1 protein-coding gene is annotated in these 1,117 nt (G+C 73.9%); it reads left to right on the top strand.

Annotated features, from left to right (window positions below):
* Positions 1 to 1,117: acyl carrier protein (locus ACYVE9_RS27830; RefSeq protein ID WP_461030659.1), on the top strand; the 1,117-nt coding region annotated here is incomplete at both ends.

The following is a 1,117-nucleotide window of genomic DNA, read 5'->3' as shown; positions in this document are numbered from 1 at the left end:
GGCCGAGCGCCGCGGGGCCCTGCTGGGTGAGATCAGGGCCCAGGCCGCGGCCGTGCTCGGACACGCGGACGCCGCTGCCGTCCCCGAGGGGCGCGCCTTCCGTGACCTCGGCTTCGACTCGCTGACCGCCGTCGAGCTGCGCAACCGCTTCGCCGAGGCCACCGGGCTGCGCCTGCCGGTCACCCTCGCGTTCGACCACCCCTCCGCCGCGGCGCTCGCCGCCCACCTGGACCGGGAGATGTTCGGCACCGGCACCGGCACCGAGGCGGAGATCCGCGGCGACCTGCCCTCCGCCTCCGTCGACGACGACCCCGTGGTCATCGTCGGCATGAGCTGCCGCTTCCCCGGCGACGTCGCCTCACCGGAGGACCTGTGGCGGCTGCTCGCCGAAGGCACCGACGCCATCACCCCGTTCCCCACCGACCGGGGGTGGGACGTCGAGGGGCTCTACGACCCCGACCCGGACCGCGTCGGCCACTCCTACGCACGGCACGGCGGCTTCCTGCACGACGCAGACCGGTTCGACCCGGCCTTCTTCGGCATCTCGCCCCGCGAGGCCGTGGCCATCGACCCGCAGCACCGGCTGCTGCTGGAGACCTCGTGGGAGGCGTTCGAACGCGCCGGTATCGACCCGCAGGGCGTCCGCGGAAGCCGGGCCGGTGTGTTCGTCGGCTCCAACTACAACGACTACGGCAGCCGTGCCCGCAGTGCCCCCGGGGAACTGGAGGGATACCTCGCGACCGGCAGTGCCGGGAGCGTGGCCTCCGGTCGCATCGCCTACACCTTCGGCCTCGAAGGGCCCGCCGTCACCGTCGACACCGCCTGCTCCTCCTCACTGGTCGCCCTGCACATGGCCGCCCAGTCGCTCCGGTCCGGCGAGTGCGAGATCGCCCTCGCGGGTGGTGTCACGGTCATCTCCACCCCTGACACCTTCGTCGAGTTCAGCCGGCAGCGGGCGCTGTCGCCCGACGGCCGGTGCAAGCCCTTCGCCGCCGAGGCCGACGGCGCCGGCTGGGCGGAGGGCGTCGGCCTGCTGCTTCTGGAACGGCACTCCGACGCCGTCCGCAACGGGCACCCCGTGCTCGCCGTGGTGCGCGGCTCCGCCGTCAACCAGGAC

This window comes from Streptomyces sparsus, assembly GCF_054776295.1.
The sequence above is the reverse complement of the archived record's forward strand: the minus strand, read 5'-3'. Positions and strand labels throughout refer to the sequence as shown.